Here is a 16,857-nt window from a genome sequence, read left to right as displayed (position 1 = left end):
TGTCTCGCGAGGCAACAGACCCCATGACATGGGACAGGGTTGGTTAAGAAGGCCTAAGGGACCGGAGTTCGCCTTTTCCTCGGGCGAGGATGCGCGGTCTCAGGTACCGACGCGTCCGCCCCCGCGCTTCGTGATCGCCACCACGGCCGGGCGCGGCGGCAGCGTCGGATCGAAATCCGGCCAGCGGGTGGCGGGAGCCTCGAAGGTGGCGGGCACCGCCTTCGGGTCCTCCTCGTCGGCTTCGCCCGGGTGCTGCACGGCGACGAAGAAGGTGGTGTCGTCGGGCGTGAAGTAGGGACCGCACATCTCGGCGCCGTGGGGCACGCGGAAGAAGTGCTTGCCCGTGCCGCGCCCGGCCCCTTCGGTCTCCATGGCCCAGATGCCATCGTTGCGCCCGGTGCGCGAGGGCGCGTTGCCGTCCGTGGCGACCCAGAGCCGGCCGAGCCCGTCGACGGAGCAGTTGTCCGGCATGCCGAACCAGCCATCCTTCGTGGTGGCCGACGAGAAGGTGGCGCCGACCGCCGCGATGCCCGGATCGCCGCAGCGGACCAGGATCTCCCAGGCGAAGCCCGTGGCGGCGTGGTCGCCATCGTCTGGGGTGAGTTCGACGATGTGCCCGAAGCGGTTGTCGGCGCGCGGGTTGGCGGGGTCGGTCTGGTCGGCCTTGCGCTTCCCGTTGTTGGTCAGCATCACGTAGACCTTGCCGGTCTTGGCGTTGGCCTCGACATCCTCGGGCCGGTCCATCTTGGTGGCCCCGAGCCGATCCGCGGCCAGCCGCGCGCCGATCACCACGTCGGCTTGGCTGTGGAAGCCGTTCTCGGAGGTCAGGGGCGCCGTCCCGAACACCAGCGGCATCCAGGTGCCGCGCCCGTCCGCGTCGAAGCGGGCCACGTGCAGGGTGCCGGAATCGAGGAGGTCGCGGTCGCCGCTGTCGGCGCGGCCGGCGGTGACGAACTTGTAGACGTAGTCGAAGCGCTCGTCGTCGCCCTGGTAGATCACGTACTGCCCGCCCTTGGCGACGATGCCCGCGGCGCCCTCGTGCTTGAAGCGGCCGAGGGCCGTGCGCTTCTTGGGAACGCTCGTGGGGTCGAACGGGTCGATCTCCACCACCCAGCCGAAGCGGTTGGGCTCGTTGGGCTCGCGCGCGAGGTCGAAGCGTTCGTGGAAGCGGCCCCAGGCATAGGCGGTGGCCGGCAGGTTGAAGCGCTTGTGGTTCGTGGCTTCCGGAGAGTCCTTCGCCAAGGCGCCGGAGAAGTAGTAGTTGATGTTCTCCTCGCAGGTCAGCCACGTCCCCCAGGGCGTGGTGCCACCGGCGCAGTTATTGATCATGCCGAGCGCCGCGCGGCCCGTGGAATCGGCGGAGGTCTTCACCCGGTCGGTGCCGGCGGCCGGGCCGGTCAGCGTCATCGGCGTCTGGGCGGTGATGCGCCGGGCATAACGCGAATCCGGCACCACGGCCCACTTGCCGTCCTGGCGGCGGATCTCGATGACCGAGCCGCCATGGGCCGCCATCTCGATGTCCACGAGGTCGCGGGTCATGCCCTGGAAGACCGCCTTGGTGTCCTGGCGGCCGAGCCCCGGGAACATCAGTTCCTCGTTGGTGTATTCATGGTTGACCACGAGCAGCCCGTGAGAGGCCGGGTCGGCTGCCCCCGGCATCGGGAAATAGCCCACGAAGTCGTTGTTGTAGCCGAACTGCTGGCCTTGCGCGGCCGCCGACTGGTTGCGCGGGTCGAAAGCCGGGGCACCCGGCAGGACCGGGTCGCCCCAGCGGATCAGGATGTCGGCATCGTGCCCGGCGGCGACGTGGTGGTGCGCGTCCGAGCCCGCCTCGATCTCCTCGAAGGGGAAGCGGGTTCCCGGGCCTTGCGCAGCCTGCGCCGAGCCGGCGGCAAGCGCGCGCGGCGTCACCACCGCTGCGATGGCCCCGACGCCGAGCAGCCCGCGCAGGAGGTCGCGCCGGTCGAAGCGCGCCGCCACCACGTCGCCGAAGGTCGGGTTGGCACTGGCGTTCGAGCCGGCATCCTCGGCGGCTTCCGCCGCCTGCGAGCGGGTTCGCGTCGGTTCGGTCATGGGTCGGATCCGGTAGCAGGTTGGCGAACCCAACCCGCTACCCGTCCCGCATGGCACCGGTGTGACGGGGCTCCCGCCCCGACGCCCTCCGGGCTACGCCTTCTTGCGCGTCGTGGCGGCGGCCGGCTCCGCACCGGCGGTGCCATCGGCCGCCGCCTTGGCGGAGGCCTTCTTCGCAGGGGTCTTCTTCGCTGGGGTCTTCTTGGGGGGAGCCTTCTTAGGCACGGGCGTGCCGTCAGCCCCGTCCTCCCCAGCTTCGGCCTTGGCAGCTTTGCCGGGCGTCTTGGCCGCCGCCTTCTTCGGCGACGCCTTCGCGCCCGCCGCCTTGCGCGCCGGAGCCTTCTTCTTGCCACCGCCCGCCGCCTCGCGGGCGGCGATCAGTTCGAGCGCCTGCGGGAGGTCGACCGCCTCGGCCGCCATGGTCTTGGGCAGCGTCGCGTTGGTGGTGCCGTCGGTGACGTAGGGGCCGTACTTGCCCGACTTCACCACGATGGGCTTGCCGGTCTCCGGATGCTCGCCGAGGGGACGGCCCGGATCGGCCGCCGGCCCGCGCCGGCCCCCGCCCTGTTCCTTGGCCACGATGAGGTCGATGGCCCGGTTGGCGCCGATCTCCAGCACGTCGTCGTCGCGGCCGAGATTCGCGTACATCTTGCCGTGCTGCACGTAAGGCCCGAAGCGGCCGAGATTGGCCAGGATCGGCTCGCCGGTCTCGGGGTGACGGGCCACCTCGCGCGGGAGCGAGAGCAGCTTCAGCGCCATTTCCAGGTCGACCGAGGACGGGCTGGTGCCCTTCGGGATCGACGAGCGCTTGGGCTTCGGAGCCTCCTTCTCAGTGGAGGCCTCGCCAAGCTGGACGAAGGGGCCGAAGCGACCGTCGCGCACCGTCACGGGCAGGCCGGAAACGGGATCGTTGCCGAGCACGCGGGTGCCGGGCTGTCCGCCATTCTCGGACGAGCCCTCGCCGTCGCCGTCCACGCCGGTCGCCGCGAGCTGGCGGGTATACTTGCACTCGGGATAGTTCGAGCAGCCCACGAAGGCGCCGAACTTGCCGAGCTTGAGCGAGAGCTGACCGGCGCCGCAGGTGGGGCAGGTGCGGGGATTCGATCCATCCGCCTTCTCGGGGAAGATGTGGGCACCGAGCAGGTCGTTGAGTGCGTCGAGCACCTCGGTGACGCGCAGCTCCTTGGTGCCGGAGATCGCGGCGGAGAAGTCGCGCCAGAAATCGCGCAGCACCTCGCGCCAGTCGATCTCGGCATTCGAGACCCGGTCGAGCTGCGTCTCGAGTTCGGCGGTGAAATCGTATTCGACGTAGCGCTTGAAGAAGCTCTCGAGGAAGCCGGTGACGAGGCGGCCCTTGTCCTCGGCCACCAGTCGCTTCTTGTCGATGCGCACGTATTCGCGGTCGCGCAGAGTCTGCAGCACGGCGGCGTAAGTGGAGGGCCGGCCGATGCCGAGCTCCTCCATGCGCTTGACGAGGCTGGCCTCGGAATAGCGCGGCGGCGGCTCGGTGAAGTGCTGGGTCGAGGCGATGCGCTCGCGCTTCAACGGGTCGCCGGCCGTCATCGGAGGCAGGCGCTTGCCGTCCTCGTCCTCCTCGTCGTCCTTGCCCTCCTGATAGAGGGTGAGGAAGCCGTCGAACTTCACGACCTGACCGGTCGCCCGGAGGTCGAGTTTGCGCGGGCCGACCTGCGCGACGACGTCGACCGTCGTGCGCTCCAGCTCGGCCGATTCCATCTGGCTCGCCACGGTGCGCGTCCAGATCAGCTCGTAGAGCTTGGCCTGCTCGGCATCGACGGTGCGGGCCACGGTCTTCGGCAGCCGGCTCATGTCGGTGGGGCGCACGGCCTCGTGCGCCTCCTGCGCGTTCTTGGCCTTGACGCTGTATTTCCGCGGTGCACCCGGCAGGTAGCGCTCGCCGTACTCCTTCGCAACGACCCGACGGACATCCTCGATGGCCTCCGGCGCCATGTCGACGCCGTCGGTCCGCATGTAGGTGATGAGGCCGACCGTCTCGCCGTCGATCTCGACGCCCTCGTAGAGCTTCTGGGCCGCCCGCATGGTCTGGGCCGGCGCCATGCCGAGTTTTCGCGATGCTTCCTGCTGCAGGGTGGAGGTCGTGAAAGGGGGTGCGGGGTGGCGCTTGGCGGGCTTGGCCTCGACGCTGCCGACCTGGAAGGTCGCGAGTTCGAGGTCGCGCGCGAAGGCCGCCGCCTCGTCGCCGGAGCCGACGTCGAGGCGCTGGATGCGCTTGCCGTCGGCGCCCGTGAGCCGGGCCTCGAAGGTGGCGCCGGCCTCCGTCGTGAGGGTCGCCACCAGGGACCAGTACTCGCGGGGCTTGAAGACCTCGATCTCGCGCTCGCGCTCGCAGACGAGGCGGAGCGCCACCGACTGCACGCGGCCCGCCGAGCGGGCGCCGGGAAGCTTGCGCCACAGCACCGGCGAGAGGTTGAAGCCGACGAGGTAGTCCAGCGCCCGGCGCGCGAGGTAGGCGTCGACCAGGGCCTGGTCGATCTGCCGGGGCTGGCGCATGGCGGTCTCGACCGCCGCCTTGGTGATGGCGTTGAAGGTCACGCGCTCCACCGGCATGCCCTTGAGGGCGCGGCGCGCGGTCAGCGCCTCCACCACGTGCCAGGAGATCGCCTCGCCCTCGCGATCCGGATCGGTCGCCAGGATCAGGCCGTCGGCGCCCTTGAGCGCCTTGACGATGTCGGAGACGCGCTTCGAACCCCGGTCGTCGAGCTCCCACAGCATGTGGAAGTCCGCCTCCGGATCGACGGAGCCGTCCTTGGCGGGCAGGTCGCGGATATGGCCGAACGAGGCGAGAACCTCGTAGTCGCGGCCGAGATACTTGTTGATCGTCTTGGCCTTGGCCGGCGACTCGACGACGACGACTTTCATGTGCGGATTCTAGCCTCTCGTCAGAGCCTGACCCGCAGCAACGACCGATCGCAGATTGTGCGGGGGGGCGTCGCCACCCGTCCGGAGAGGGGGTCGGCGCCGGGGAGAAGTGGGTCAAGCCCGGAGGGATGTCAAATGACCGGCCCGCGCCGACACGGCCTCACCCCCGTTTGGCGAAGGTCAGAGCTGCGTCGAGGGCGCCGTTCAAGGTGGTCACGAGCACGTCGGCCGAGAGCGTCCGACGCAGGCGGTCGATGGAGGCGGGGTCGCGCTCGCGCCAGAACCCGACCAGCACCCGGACGCCCGGGATGGCCTGGCGCGCCTGGCGCACGTTGAGCCGGATCTGCGAGAGGCTCACGGGCTCGAGGTAGGAGAAGCACACCAGCGCGATGCCGGAGAGGTCCGCCGGCCGCTCGCCCCGGCGCAGGTCCGCCATCGACATCACGTCCGCCGCGAGGCCGTGGCGGCCGAGGATCTGGGCGAGCATCAGCGTCGCCGCCTCATCGAACGGGCCCCGGCTCGACACGCAGAGCACGGGCCGGGCGGCCTGCCAGCGTGGCGCGAGATCGGCCGGACGCATCACCACGGCGGCGACCTGGCGGTCGGGACCGATGGCGTCGAAGGCGGCCGACGTCTCTGAATTCCCCGCCGTCGCGCTGCCGGAGCCGAGCTTGCGCCGCACCGGGAAGGCGCCGAGACGCGACACGACGGTGCGCAGGGCGGTGCCGACCGCGTCCTGCCGGGTCCGGTCGAGGGTGCCCCGCGAGAGATCCTCCTGCGCCATCAGCAGGCCGGCCAGCACCACCTCGTCGTAGTAGGTGACGAGGGCGCGGGCCTTGAGGAACATGCGGCCCTGATCGATGGCCTCGGCGGGGTCGTTCGCCAGCATGCGCTGGTAGAAGATCTCGGGCGGCGACAGGGCCGGCCGGTCGCCCAGGATGACGTCGAGGTACCAGAGCCGCTCGATGTGGCGCCCCAGCACCACGAGGCAGACCGTGATCGGGGTCGCGAGCACGAGGCCGATCGGCCCCCACAGGAAGGCCCAGAGGGTGGCCGCCAGGATCACCGCGATGGGCGAGAGGCCGGTGGAATGGCCGTAGAGCAGCGGCTCGATCACGTGGCCCGCGATGGGCTCCACCACGAGGAACAGGATGGCGACGGCGATCGCCATGGTCCAGCCCGGGTCCACGGCCGCGGCCACGATGAGCGGGAGCACGGTGCTGATCACGGCGCCCACGTAGGGCACGAAGCGGAAGACCGTGGCGAGCACGCCGAACAGGATGGGGTTCGGCACGCCGATCCACCACAGGCCGAGGCCAATCACCACGCCGTAGGCGATGTTGAGGCCGAGCTGCGCCAGGAAGAACCGGCTGAGGCGCCCGACCGCATCGTCGATGGCCGCCGTCGTCCGCCGCAGGTCGCCCGTGCCGGCGAGCCGGATCGCCCGGTTCCGCAGGTCCTCGCGCTGGAGCAGGATGAAGATCGTGAAGATGAGGATGAGGCCGGTGGTGGCGAGCGGATGCAGGATCGGCCCCACGAGGGTGCCGAGCGTGCCGAACAGCCCGGCCTTGGCCGCCGCGATCTGGACGTGGAGCGGATGGGTGGCTGTGCCGGCGGCTCCATCGGGCGGCGTCGCCTTCAGTTCCGGCTGCAGTTCGGCGCTGAGATCCTGCACCATGTCGACCATGCGGGACAGGGTTCCGCTGCCGGCGGTCGTCTCCTTGAGCGCCGCGATCTTCTCGCGCATCGTCACTTGGTAGCGTGGCAGGTCCGAAGCGAGTTGGGCCGTCTCATTGGCGATCAGCAGCGCGACCCCCGTCAGCGCCCCGAAGGCCGTCAGCACCACGACGAGGACGGCGAGCGCCCGCGGCACCCGGATGCGGCGCAGGAGGCGCACCCCCGGCACGAGCACGAAGCTCAGGAGGATCGCCAGCGTCACCGGCACGAGGATGTCGCGCCCGAGATAGAGCGCCGCCGCGATGGTGATGACGAGGAGGCAGGATGCCAGGGTCGTGAAGACCGGCATCGCCTGCCGCAGCAGACGGGCGGTGATGGGATCGGCGCTCATCGGTCTGTTCGGGTCTCGTCAGGGTGAGCGACGCGGACGCCCGACGATCACGCATCGGGCGGACAGGGACGGATTCGTCGTGGCGGGAGCGGGGCGCTCAGGCGGTCGCGGGCGCCTGCGGGCCGACCGCCGCACTGATCTGGGTCAGCAGCTTGGAGAAATCCACGGGCTTGGGGTGGTAGTCGTCGCAGCCCGCCTGGATCGCCTTGTCGCGGTCGCCCGACATGGCATGGGCGGTGAGCGCGATGATCGGAATGCCCTGCGTGTCGCTGCCGGATTTCAGCACGCGCGCCGCCGACCAGCCGTCTAGGATCGGCAGGTTCATGTCGAGGAGGATGACGTCGGGGCGGCTGGTGCGCGCCTGCTGTACGCCCGACTCGCCGTCATGGGCCAGGATGACGTCGTAGCCGCGCCGCTTCAGCCGGCGGGACAGGAAGTCCCAGATCTCCTCGTGATCTTCCACCAGCAGGATTTTCGCCATGACCCCTGAACCCCTCGCTCGTCGCCAGCACCGCTCCCGCCCGTCGCATCATCGGACGGGCGGGAGCGGTGCTGGCACCCGAGCAAGACACGAGCCCGGGCCGTGCTGTGAACGCACGATGCGCCGGAACGGTCCATGGCATTCGACGCGACGCAGCGACAGCCGCGAGACGCTGTGACGCCAGCGGCCGTTACGGCGCATCGAGGCTCGTGCGGGCGCGTTCGCCGCTCAACGGCCCCTGCATGCCGGGAAGCAGGCCGGAATCCTGCAGCCAGATCATCAGCATGATCGCGGCCACCAGGGTCGCGAAGGAGGTCAGGCGCCCCACATGCCGCCGCCGCACGGCGATCAACCCGAGGGTAGCCAGGAGCGTGACGGCGAGGGCGAAGAGAAGCATGCGGCGAATCCGTCTCCCCCATCCGGGGATCGCAGGGCCAACGGGCGCGACGCGGCGGGCGTTCCGGGGCCCGGTTCGCCGGAGCGCCTCGTTCGCCAGGGAATTCGACAGGGAACATGTCGAGGATCGGCGACCTTCTCGGCGAGGGGCCATTCCCGAGGCCCGCAACGCCCGTTCCCGCTACGCCCGCCCGGAGGCCCCGCATCGCCTCCGACGTTCCGGCGTCCTCCCTCCCCACACACGTTCCGAGTCCCGCGCGCCGCGAACCGGCGCCGGCCGGTTGGAGATCCGCGATGAAAGCATTGTGCTGGCACGGCAAGGGCGACATCCGCTGCGACACGGTTCCCGATCCGCGGATCGAGGATGCGCGCGACGTGATCATCAAGGTGACGTCCTGCGCGATCTGCGGCTCGGACCTCCACCTCATGGACGGGCAGATGCCCACCATGGAGAGCGGCGACGTGCTCGGCCACGAGTTCATGGGCGAGGTCGTCGAGGTCGGCGCGGGCTTCACCAAGTTCAAGAAGGGCGACCGGATCGTCGTACCCTTCAACATCAATTGCGGTGAATGCCGCCAGTGCCGGCTCGGCAACTGGTCGGTCTGCCAGCGCTCAAACCGCAACGCCGCGATGGCGGCCGCCCAGTTCGGCTACACCACGGCCGGCCTGTTCGGCTACTCGCACCTCACCGGCGGCTATGCCGGCGGCCAGGCGGAGTACGTACGCGTGCCGATGGCCGACGTCGCCCCGATGAAGGTGCCGGACGGCATGGACGACGAATCGGTCCTGTTCCTCACCGACATCCTGCCCACCGGCTGGCAGGCCGCCGAGCATTGCGAGATCAAGGGCGGCGAGATCATCGCGGTCTGGGGCGCCGGGCCCGTCGGCCTGTTCGCGATCCAGTCGGCCAAGATCATGGGTGCGGAGCGCATCATCGCCATCGAGACGGTGCCCGAGCGCATCGCGCTGGCCTGGAAATACGGTGCCACCGACGTCATCGACTTCATGAAGGAGGACGTGTTCGAGCGCATCAAGGAGATCAGCAAGGGGGAGGGCGCCGACGGCGTCATCGACTGCGTCGGCATGGAGGCCACCGCCGGCCACGGCATCGCCGGGGTTCTCAGCACCCTGCAGGAGAAGCTGACCTCGACCGAGCGCCCCTACGTACTTGCGGAGGCGATCAAGGCGGTACGCCCCTGCGGCATCGTCTCGGTTCCGGGCGTCTATGGCGGCCCGCTGCCGATCAACATGGGCTCGATCGTACAGAAGGGCCTGACGATGAAGAGCGGCCAGACCCACGTGAAGCGCTACCTCGAGACGCTGACGAAGCTGATCCAGGCGGGCAAGTTCGACATGACCTCGCTGATCACCCACCGCTCCGCCGACCTCGCGGACGGACCCGACCTCTACAAGACCTTCCGCGACAAGAAGGACGGCTGCGTGAAGGTGGTGTTTCATCCCAACTGAGCCGGGGCCTCGAAAACCCGTTCCCGTGCCGGGTCCGCGCGAGCGGCTTCGTGATCACGATCGACGGCATCGGATGATATCTTGACGGCAACGCCCCGGCGCGCATTGCGGGCCGGGGCGGGCATCCGCTAAAGCCCATGGCATGTCAGACTTGGAATCCCTCCTCGAACGCCTCAAGGATGCCCAGCGCACCCTCATCATCGAGGCGGCGAAGATCGACATGCTTCCGCCGGACAGCATGCTCAGGCGCGTCGCCGACCTCGAGAACACGATCGCGGCGGTGGAAGCCCTGATCGAGGAGCAGGCCCATCGTCGTGGCCGCGCGGTCGGATAGCCGCCCTCCGCCCCTGGCGACGCCGGATGGCCGCTACATCGTGGTACGCGGACGGCTCTGGCGCCGGACCCGCCCCGATCTCGCTCCCGCCCGGCGCGAGGCTCTCGTCGCCGCCCTGATGGACGCGCGCCGCGCGGTGAAGACCGCCAAGGCCGCAGACGATGCCGTCGCGCTGCGCGAGGCCCGCGCCGCCGTCGATGCCGCCAAGCACGGGCTCGGCGAACGCGGACCCGTCTGGTGGGAAGACGGCGCCCCCGACCTCAACCGGCACATGGCCCGCAACACCGCTTATGCCGACTGGTATGTAGCGCAAGGCGATGCGGCGGGATAACGCGCCTGCTGGACCCGAGCCCCGGTATCGCCTATATCAGTCCTGCGGTTGATGACCGGTTCGTAATAACGTTTCAGGACCCGGAGGGCAGTACTCCGGCGCCTCCACCAAAAGCCCATCGGCGCATGCGCGGGCGGTCTTCTGATGGGGGCGAAATAGGATCGACTGGGCGGTAAAGGGATCGCGAGTTCGCGCGCACTTCGGTGCGGGACGATGCGGCTGTCGGTAAGGACTCGACCGGTTCGACGCAGGCAACCCCTGTTTCGAGCATTTGGCCAAAACTCTAAATGCCAACGATAACGTTGTCATGGATGCCCGCCTCGCGGCGTAAGCATCTTGCGGTAGGGTAACCGTCGAAACAGAACCCGGAGCTTCGGCTCCGGGACCCACCTTTTCTCCTCCGTCGAAGGTTCATCCTCCGGAGGCAGGCCGTCGCGGGCTCGCACGACCCATCCCGGAACACGAGACAGTGAACGCCCGGCCTGGGGCCTGGAAGGCTTCAGGGAGAGCTGGGATCGTTCGTGCACGTGCCTCGGAATTATCGAGCCCGCGAACCAACCTCTTTCCCCGCGCGGCGAAGGCTCCATCCGCCGTCTACGGGCACCACGAAACCCCGGGGCCCAGCGAGCCCCGGGGTCTTGCCCCTTATCCGCGCCCGTCGGGCGTCGTACGGATCAGACGGGGGTGTTCGGGTAGGCGCGCACGCGGTTGCGACCCTCGACGCCGCCGCCGAGGGCGTTGCCCGGGATCGCGTCCGGCGAGGTGGCGGCGGCGGCCTGCGGAGCCGTCCAACCCTCGGCACGCCAGTTCTGAGCCCGCTCGTCGACGTCGATCGAGCCGTGCTCCTCCAGGATATCCATGACGCGCGGCGCCTGAGCCTGCTCGGCCCGCACCGTCACCAAGGTACCACCGCGCCGCACGCCCTCGCTGTAGGTGTGGGCGTCGGCCTCGCTCAAGCCCGCACCGGTCAAGCCACCGGCGAGCCCGCCGGCGGCGGCGCCGATCCCGGCCCCCGTCAGGGTCGTGACGAGCCATCCCGCCGCCACCACCGGACCGACGCCCGGGATGGCAAGGAGGCCGAGGCCCGTGAGGAGACCGGCGGCACCGCCCAGGACGGTCCCGAGAGTGGCCCCTGTTCCCGCGCCGCCGGACGCCTTCTCGGCGGTCTCACCGTGGTCCGTACCACCGACCTCGTTGGTGGTCTGCAGACGACCAGAGTGCCGGTCGCCCTCGTTGCTGCTCACGATGCTGATGTTGGCATGCGGGATACCCGCGGCCTCGAGTTGCGTGACGGCCGTGCTCGCGGCATCGTAATCGTCGTAGAGGGCGGTGATGGTCTGCTGTGCCATGGAAACCTCCTGTTGCTGGGACGGTTCGTGTGCCGGCGCCGTTACTGCGCGGCGACGTTGCCCTTGAAATCGACGCCGACCTTGACCGGCTTGCCATCGAGCACCGCGTCACCGCGCCAGATGCCCTTGTCGTCCTTGGTCAGACCCTTGACGTCCTTGTAGCCGGCCTCCGTCAGCCGGTGATGGGTTTGGGCCTCGGTGAAGCTGTTGGCGCCCTCTTCGAGCTTCGCATTCGCGGCGGCCCGGGTCGTGCCCGGCTGTGTGGCATCGGGCTTGTCCGTGTTGGGGCGGGTGACCGCCTCCTGGCCACCGGACGTGGCGCTGGATTTCGCGTCGGGGGCGGGGGTGCCGGTCACGGTGGTCTGGGCCAAGGCCGGGCTCGCGCCGAGGAGCGACAGGAGGGCGAGGGTGGTCAGGGACCGTTTCACGGCATTCTCCTTGGGCAATCTGAGACGAACGGAAGTCCATCTCAATTCCGCGACCCTGCAAAGCGTTCCCGGACGGGTCATGCCAACACCGTCCGCAGAAGACCATCGCCCGTAGAGCCAAGATTGCTCCCGACAGATCAGGAGGCAGAGCCAAGCTTCCCGGTCTTTTACCTAGGAAACTATTTGAATCCCTTCAGGCGCAATGATGAAGCAGGAGATTCCCCTCTCGGTGTTCCGGGCTACCGTTCCTCGATGCCTACCCGCCGAGCCGCATGCGCAGCCCCGGCCGGCGGCTTTGCCCGGATGCTTCCGCCCGCGCGTCCGCCGGCGTCCCGGACATCCCGAGCGAAAAACTTGTCCGGCCAGGGTTGCCAGCGGAAAAAGGAGCCTCTAAACACCCGCTCACACCGGGGCGGCAACGACGAGCCACCCGGTCGCAGGCGCCCGTAGCTCAGCTGGATAGAGCACCAGACTACGAATCTGGGGGTCAGAGGTTCGAATCCTTTCGGGCGCGCCATCATACTAACTTAACGATACGAACCCATCACACCGTGCCTTCGGCTTGGATGGGTTGGCTTGCGCTCCGAGCGTAGGCCCTGTTCGCGATAACACTTCCCCATCGGAACATCGCAGGCTCCGCCCGCCGCCTCTCGCGCGTGAGAGCGCGGCCGAGGGTTCGTGCGCAGCACGAGGGCCCCGACCTGACGTGATCGGCCCCGAAGCCTTCGGCGGACGCGTCGGGACCAGAGCACCACGTCCGGTCCCGCGACCGAGGGCGAACTCGCGGACCTGGAGGGCGCGCCCGCCGACATCGCCTGCGACCCGCGCGGACTGAGGGGTCCGTGAACCCGCACAACGAATCTTTAAGCGGGTTGCACGATCATCCCGTCTCAACTCCGATTCCCGCGCGGAATGACGATGGTCTTGAATGTCCGCCGGTTCCCGGCCCCTCGACGGTACCGATCGCGACGGACGAATGCGGTCCTTCGATCGACCGCGCCCACGGTGGTCCGGACCGGCACGGCCTCTCCCACGCTTCCGGCTCCGCCTTTTCCCTCGCCGTCGGCGTCCGCCTCCCCCGCGCGCGGGCGGCGGACGAACCCGGCGCACAGATCGGGCGCTGCGCATCGAACATGCATCGCAGCCGCTGCGGCGGCGCGAAGCCCTGGCATCGGCCGGTTCCGGCAGCGGCCAAGCCTCAAGACGGCGGAAACAGGTCATGGACGCGCTACTGGTGGATGACAGCTCGACGACGCTGATGTGGCTCAGCCGCATCATCGAGGGCGAGCACGACGTGACGGTCACAGCGGTCAAGGACCCTTACCTCGCCCTGACGAAGGCGCAGGTGAGTGCCTTCGACTTCATCATCGTCGATTACGAGATGCCGGGGATGGACGGCATCGCGTTCATCGAGCAGATGCGGCGCATCCCACATTACGAGCAGGCCCCCATCGTCATGATCACGGGGGATGACCACGAGGCGACGCGGATCGCCGCCCTGAAGGCGGGGGCGACGGACTTCCTGAGCAAGGGCATGACGAATGTCGAACTCGGCATTCGGCTGCACAACCTGGTTCAGCTCGCGAGCGCCGTGCGGCGGCTCGCCGAGCAGGCGGCGTGGCTCGACGGCCAGATCGAAGCGGCCTCCCGGCAGTTGCAGGAGCGTGAAGCGGAACTGATCTTCCGGCTCTCGCTGGCGGTGGAGTACCGGGACAACGATACGGGCGAGCATACTTGGCGTGTCGCGCGCTACAGCCAGCTGATCGCGGAGGCCATGGGCCTCGATCCGGGCTTCTGCCGCGCCCTCTACCTCGCGGCCCCGCTCCACGATGTCGGCAAGGTCGCCATCCCGGACGGAGTGCTGCTGAAGCCGGGCCGGCTCGACGCCGAGGAATTCGCCCTCGTCCAGACCCACACCTCGGTGGGCGGACGTATCCTGGGGAACAGTTCGTCGGAGCTGATCCAGTTGGCCGCCGCCATCGCCGAAGCGCACCACGAGCGCTGGGACGGCGGCGGCTATCCCAACGGCCTCGCCGGCGAGCGCATTCCGCTGGCGGCCCGGATCGTCGCGGTCGCCGACGTATTCGATGCCCTGACGAGCCAGCGGCCCTACAAGGCGGCGATGCCCTTCGACGAGGCCCTGCGCTGCATCTGGGCCGATGCCGGCCGGCACTTCGATCCGACCTGCGTGGAGGCATTCTGCGGCTGCGCGGAGCAGGTTCGACGCATCAAGGATGGTGGAGAGGGCCGCATCCAGCACCTGACCGCGACGGAACCCTGGGCTCGGACCCCCGCCCTGCTGCGCGAGGCATTGGATCCGGCGGCCCGGACGGTGGCCTGACATCGGGTCGGGTGCAGGGCTCGCGGTACCGCCCTCTGACCGGGTGCGGGCGGCGTCAGACGATCCAGGTCGCGATGAGGCAGAGGCTGGCGGCGAAGGTCACGGCCGTGGTGATCCAGCCCAGGACGTTCGTGAGGCGGCCGTTGACACGGTCGCCCATGACTGCCCGATCGTTCGTCATCAGCATCATCAGGAGGAGCAGGGGCGGGACCGAGAAGCCCTGCACGATGCCCGACCAGACCAGGGCGCGCATGGGGTTGAAGCCGAGGAAGTTGAGCGCCGCCGCGAGCACCGTCACCGCCGCGATGGTGCCGTAGAACAGCTTCGCCTGCCCCGGACGCGCGTGCAGGCTGCCCGTCCGGCCGACCCCCTGGACGAGGTCGTAGGCCGCCCCCGTGGTCATCACCGGCACCGCGAGGAAGCCGACCCCGACCACGCCCAGGGCGAACAGGTACGTCGCACCGACCCCCGCCAGGGGCTCGAGGGCCGCCGCCGCCTGGGCCGCGCTGTCGATCTCGGTCTGCCCGGCCGGATGCAGGGTCGCCCCCGTCGAAAGGATGATGAAATAGAGGATCAGGTTCGAGAACAGCATCCCGACCATCACGTCGCGGCGGGTCCCGCGCAGTTCCGCGTCGGTCGCGCCCTTGCGCGCCCGGAGGCTGTGGCGGCCCTGCGCGATCTCCTCCTCGACCTCCTGGTTCGATTGCCAGGTGTAGATGTAGGCCGAGAGCGAGGTGCCGATGCAGGCGACGACCATGGACAGGAACTCCGCATCGAATCGGATCCGCGGCACGAAGGTGCCGCGCAGGACCTCCAGCGGATCGGGCCGGGCCAGTAGGGCGGCCGCGACATAGGCGAAGAGGGCCAGCGCCAGCCAGCGGAAGAGGCGGCGCAGGAGGGCGTAGGAGCCGAAGAGCTGAAAGGCCAGGATCGTGGCCGCCGCCGCCACCACGATGACGCCGATCGGGACCGGGACCAGAAGGTTCAGGGCCGCGCCGATGCCGCCCAGATTGGCCGCCGCCTCGATGACGTTGCCGGTGAATGCCCCGAGTACGAGGGGGTAGAGGACCCAGCGCGGATAGCGGTCGCGCACGATGGCGAACAGGCCCTTGCCGTAGACCTGCCCGAGCTTGGCCGACAGGTACACGACGGCGTACATCATCGGCAGGACCACGGGGGCGATCCAGAGGAATCCCAGGCCGAACCGGGCGCCTGCGCTCGCATAGGTCCCGATGGCCGAGGGATCGTCGTCGGCCGCTCCCGTGATCACCCCCTTGCTGAGGACCCGCAACAGGCCGCCCCGGTCGCGCCGAGGCACGTCTCCGTCCCGGGCCGACGTGGAAACAGGCTGATCCATGACCTCTCGTCGCAATCGCGGTGCGCTGAGGGCCAACCGGAGGCAGGCGCGCCTGTTCAGTTCGACCCGGCGAAGGTCTCGGGCCTCACGCGATCAGGCGCGCCGTCCCGGCCGCCAGCGAGAGGGACGCCGCCTTGTCCGGATCCAGGCACTCGTCGGACATCAGGGCCCGGTCGCCGAAGGCGAGCCCGTTGCTGACCCGCTCCAGCGCCTCCTCGGAACTCGCCGCCAGGACCGCATAGCGGAGGATGTCCGTACGCGTTCCACCGTCGGTCTGGACGCGAACATGGATGATGAATGGCTGCATACACCGGCCCTGATTCAGGGTTTCTCCTGAGAGAAGATATTATCAACTGATAAGATATGTTTTTTGTTCACGTCCAGGGGTTTTCGGTTTCCCCAAGGGTTCTGTGCTGGTTCGGACTCAGACCCGGACGCGGGATCGGCCTCGCCTCCGTGCCTTTCTTCCGGACCGCCTTCGTGGGCGGCGAGCATTAACGGTTTGTTGCCAGTGACCGTATAGGAAGTCTCAATCTTTGGAGGATCTAGCCCATGCGCGTGCTGCTGATTGAGGACGATGCCTCTGTCGCGCAGAGCATCGAATTGATGCTCAAGTCCGAGAGCTTCAACACCTACACCACCGACCTGGGTGAGGAGGGGATCGATCTCGGCAAGCTCTACGATTACGACATCATCCTGCTCGACCTGAACCTGCCCGACATGTCGGGCTACGAGGTGCTGCGCAACCTGCGCGTGGCCAAGGTCAAGACGCCGATCCTGATCCTGTCGGGCATGGCGGGGATCGAGGACAAGGTGAAGGGCCTCGGCTTCGGCGCCGACGACTATCTCACCAAGCCCTTCCACAAGGACGAGCTCGTCGCGCGCATCCACGCCATCGTGCGGCGCTCGAAGGGCCATGCCCAGTCGGTGATCACCACCGGCGACCTCATCGTGAACCTCGACCAGAAGACCGTGGAGGTCTCGGGCGCGCGGGTGCACCTGACGGGCAAGGAGTACCAGATGCTGGAGCTGCTCTCGCTCCGCAAGGGTACGACGCTGACCAAGGAGATGTTCCTCAACCACCTCTACGGCGGCATGGACGAGCCCGAGCTCAAGATCATCGACGTGTTCATCTGCAAGCTGCGCAAGAAGCTCGCCAACGCCTCCTCCGGCAAGAACTACATCGAGACCGTCTGGGGACGCGGATACGTGCTTCACGACGGGGTGAGCGAGATGCGCGCCATGGCGGGCTGACGCCAGACCTCGCTTTCCCCGACCCTGGCCCGGGGGGCGGCGAGACCCGGTTCGACGGGGCGCGAAGCCGCTATCGGCCG

At 68.8% G+C, this 16,857-nt stretch carries 14 protein-coding genes, 1 tRNA gene and 1 other RNA gene; 7 read left to right on the top strand and 9 right to left on the bottom strand.

Annotated elements, in window-relative coordinates; genetic code table 11:
* Nucleotides 1-99 precede the first annotated feature (99 nt).
* The 5 genes from OF380_RS24165 to OF380_RS24145 all read right to left on the bottom strand — a co-directional run bounded on the left by OF380_RS24165 (nt 100) and on the right by OF380_RS24145 (nt 7,917).
* Nucleotides 100-2,073: a PhoX family protein gene (locus OF380_RS24165; RefSeq protein ID WP_264048183.1), complete on the bottom strand. Its 1,974-nt coding sequence runs from the start codon at nt 2,071-2,073 to the stop codon at nt 100-102.
* 93 nt (nt 2,074-2,166) lie between these two features.
* Nucleotides 2,167-4,971, bottom strand: a complete 2,805-nt coding sequence (gene topA / locus OF380_RS24160) for a type I DNA topoisomerase (protein ID WP_264048182.1) — start codon at nt 4,969-4,971, stop codon at nt 2,167-2,169.
* 160 nt (nt 4,972-5,131) lie between these two features.
* Nucleotides 5,132-7,039 carry an AI-2E family transporter gene (locus tag OF380_RS24155; protein ID WP_264048181.1) on the bottom strand — a complete coding sequence of 636 codons (1,908 nt, stop codon included), beginning with the start codon at nt 7,037-7,039 and terminating at the stop codon, nt 5,132-5,134.
* Nucleotides 7,040-7,136: 97 nt separating this feature from the next.
* Nucleotides 7,137-7,520, bottom strand: a complete 384-nt coding sequence (locus OF380_RS24150) for a response regulator (RefSeq protein WP_264048180.1) — start codon at nt 7,518-7,520, stop codon at nt 7,137-7,139.
* A 190-nt stretch (nt 7,521-7,710) separates the two neighbouring features.
* Nucleotides 7,711-7,917, bottom strand: a complete 207-nt coding sequence (locus OF380_RS24145) for a hypothetical protein (protein ID WP_264048179.1) — start codon at nt 7,915-7,917, stop codon at nt 7,711-7,713.
* A gap of 293 nt (nt 7,918-8,210) precedes the next feature.
* On the opposite strand from OF380_RS24145, the gene OF380_RS24140 reads away from it, so the two are divergent.
* From OF380_RS24140 to ssrA, 4 genes are all read left to right on the top strand, one after another.
* Nucleotides 8,211-9,383, top strand: coding sequence for a zinc-dependent alcohol dehydrogenase (locus OF380_RS24140; RefSeq protein ID WP_264048178.1), 1,173 nt, complete (start codon nt 8,211-8,213; stop codon nt 9,381-9,383).
* 142 nt (nt 9,384-9,525) lie between these two features.
* Nucleotides 9,526-9,717: a hypothetical protein gene (locus tag OF380_RS24135; RefSeq protein WP_264048177.1), complete on the top strand. Its 192-nt coding sequence runs from the start codon at nt 9,526-9,528 to the stop codon at nt 9,715-9,717.
* Nucleotides 9,698-10,048 (top strand): hypothetical protein, encoded by a 351-nt coding sequence (locus tag OF380_RS24130; RefSeq protein WP_264048176.1) that lies wholly within the window; start codon nt 9,698-9,700, stop codon nt 10,046-10,048. The genes OF380_RS24135 and OF380_RS24130 overlap by 20 nt, the downstream gene beginning before the upstream one ends.
* A 5-nt stretch (nt 10,049-10,053) precedes the next feature.
* Nucleotides 10,054-10,421: a transfer-messenger RNA gene (ssrA, locus tag OF380_RS24125) on the top strand.
* A 301-nt stretch (nt 10,422-10,722) separates the two neighbouring features.
* Here the strand turns inward: ssrA and OF380_RS24120 are convergent.
* A complete protein-coding gene (locus OF380_RS24120; RefSeq protein ID WP_264048175.1) occupies nt 10,723-11,397 on the bottom strand; it encodes a hypothetical protein in 675 nt (224 codons plus the stop codon).
* Nucleotides 11,398-11,438: 41 nt separating this feature from the next.
* Nucleotides 11,439-11,825 (bottom strand): hypothetical protein, encoded by a 387-nt coding sequence (locus OF380_RS24115; RefSeq protein ID WP_264048174.1) that lies wholly within the window; start codon nt 11,823-11,825, stop codon nt 11,439-11,441.
* Nucleotides 11,826-12,265: 440 nt separating this feature from the next.
* Between OF380_RS24115 and OF380_RS24110 the strand changes: the two genes are divergently transcribed.
* Both OF380_RS24110 and OF380_RS24105 read left to right on the top strand, forming a co-directional pair.
* Nucleotides 12,266-12,342, top strand: a tRNA-Arg gene (locus OF380_RS24110).
* 702 nt (nt 12,343-13,044) lie between these two features.
* A complete protein-coding gene (locus OF380_RS24105) occupies nt 13,045-14,166 on the top strand; it encodes an HD domain-containing phosphohydrolase (RefSeq protein WP_264048173.1) in 1,122 nt (373 codons plus the stop codon).
* A gap of 55 nt (nt 14,167-14,221) precedes the next feature.
* Here the strand turns inward: OF380_RS24105 and OF380_RS24100 are convergent, their stop codons facing one another.
* Nucleotides 14,222-15,523, bottom strand: a complete 1,302-nt coding sequence (locus OF380_RS24100) for an NRAMP family divalent metal transporter (RefSeq protein ID WP_264048172.1) — start codon at nt 15,521-15,523, stop codon at nt 14,222-14,224.
* 85 nt (nt 15,524-15,608) lie between these two features.
* Nucleotides 15,609-15,830 carry a hypothetical protein gene (locus OF380_RS24095; protein ID WP_264048171.1) on the bottom strand — a complete coding sequence of 74 codons (222 nt, stop codon included), beginning with the start codon at nt 15,828-15,830 and terminating at the stop codon, nt 15,609-15,611.
* A 245-nt stretch (nt 15,831-16,075) separates the two neighbouring features.
* Here OF380_RS24095 and ctrA point away from each other — a divergent pair, with 245 nt between their 5' ends.
* Nucleotides 16,076-16,777, top strand: coding sequence for a response regulator transcription factor CtrA (gene ctrA, locus OF380_RS24090; RefSeq protein ID WP_264048170.1), 702 nt, complete (start codon nt 16,076-16,078; stop codon nt 16,775-16,777).
* Nucleotides 16,778-16,857: the final 80 nt, after the last annotated feature.

This window comes from Methylobacterium sp. FF17, from assembly GCF_025813715.1.
Classification (GTDB): domain Bacteria; phylum Pseudomonadota; class Alphaproteobacteria; order Rhizobiales; family Beijerinckiaceae; genus Methylobacterium; species Methylobacterium flocculans.
Note: the sequence above shows the minus strand (reverse complement) of the source record. Positions and strands in the feature narration are given on the sequence as shown.

Bases quoted from the DNA above. Each gene is read 5' to 3' on its own strand.
- OF380_RS24165 (WP_264048183.1), bottom strand. From the start codon at position 2,073: ATGACCGAACCGACGCGAACCCGCTCGCAGGCGGCGGAAGCCGCCGAG.
- OF380_RS24140 (WP_264048178.1), top strand. From the start codon at position 8,211: ATGAAAGCATTGTGCTGGCACGGCAAGGGCGACATCCGCTGCGACACG.
- OF380_RS24120 (WP_264048175.1), bottom strand. From the start codon at position 11,397: ATGGCACAGCAGACCATCACCGCCCTCTACGACGATTACGATGCCGCG.
- OF380_RS24135 (WP_264048177.1), top strand. From the start codon at position 9,526: ATGTCAGACTTGGAATCCCTCCTCGAACGCCTCAAGGATGCCCAGCGC.
- OF380_RS24155 (WP_264048181.1), bottom strand. From the start codon at position 7,039: ATGAGCGCCGATCCCATCACCGCCCGTCTGCTGCGGCAGGCGATGCCG.
- topA (WP_264048182.1), bottom strand. From the start codon at position 4,971: ATGAAAGTCGTCGTCGTCGAGTCGCCGGCCAAGGCCAAGACGATCAAC.
- OF380_RS24145 (WP_264048179.1), bottom strand. From the start codon at position 7,917: ATGCTTCTCTTCGCCCTCGCCGTCACGCTCCTGGCTACCCTCGGGTTG.
- ctrA (WP_264048170.1), top strand. From the start codon at position 16,076: ATGCGCGTGCTGCTGATTGAGGACGATGCCTCTGTCGCGCAGAGCATC.
- OF380_RS24150 (WP_264048180.1), bottom strand. From the start codon at position 7,520: ATGGCGAAAATCCTGCTGGTGGAAGATCACGAGGAGATCTGGGACTTC.
- OF380_RS24095 (WP_264048171.1), bottom strand. From the start codon at position 15,830: ATGCAGCCATTCATCATCCATGTTCGCGTCCAGACCGACGGTGGAACG.
- OF380_RS24100 (WP_264048172.1), bottom strand. From the start codon at position 15,523: ATGGATCAGCCTGTTTCCACGTCGGCCCGGGACGGAGACGTGCCTCGG.
- OF380_RS24105 (WP_264048173.1), top strand. From the start codon at position 13,045: ATGGACGCGCTACTGGTGGATGACAGCTCGACGACGCTGATGTGGCTC.